The sequence below is a fragment of the Ferranicluibacter rubi genome, from assembly GCF_011603255.1.
GTDB classification, from domain to species: Bacteria; Pseudomonadota; Alphaproteobacteria; order Rhizobiales; family Rhizobiaceae; genus Ferranicluibacter; species Ferranicluibacter rubi.
Map to the genome: position 1 here is coordinate 1 of NZ_JAANCM010000040.1, position 413 is coordinate 413.

Sequence of the window (413 nt, forward strand, 5' to 3'; positions counted from 1 at the left end):
GTAGCGGAGCTGGCGAGCCTCCGGCAGTTCGTGGTCGTCGACCTCCAGTGTGCGGTCGTGGCCGGCCTCGAGGGCGGCGATGCGCGTGCTGTCGATGTCGAAGCCGACGACCGGCCGGCGCTTGCCGAATTCGACCGCGAGCGGCAGGCCCACGTAGCCGAGGCCGATGATGGCGAGTTTCAGGTCTTCCAGGTTGTGCATGGCGGTGCCCGTGGCGGTCGGCTGGGAGGGGGCTCGATCCGGAAGCGGCTCGAGCGGAGGGCTGTGCTCAGGCGTTGTCCGGCTTGTACTCGTAGTGGTAATAGGCGGCGTGGCCGTAGCCGTAGGTGGCGGCGCGCTTTTCCATTCCGTTGAAGATGGCGCCCTTGATCTCGATGCCGCTCTGCGCGAAGCGCCTGACGGTCATCTCGATC

1 pseudogene is annotated in these 413 nt (G+C 67.3%); it reads right to left on the minus strand.

The annotated features are described in order from the left end of the window. Positions 1–201, minus strand: a pseudogene (locus tag G8E10_RS25785) (Vi polysaccharide biosynthesis UDP-N-acetylglucosamine C-6 dehydrogenase TviB); the annotation flags it as partial. Positions 202–413: the final 212 nt, after the last annotated feature.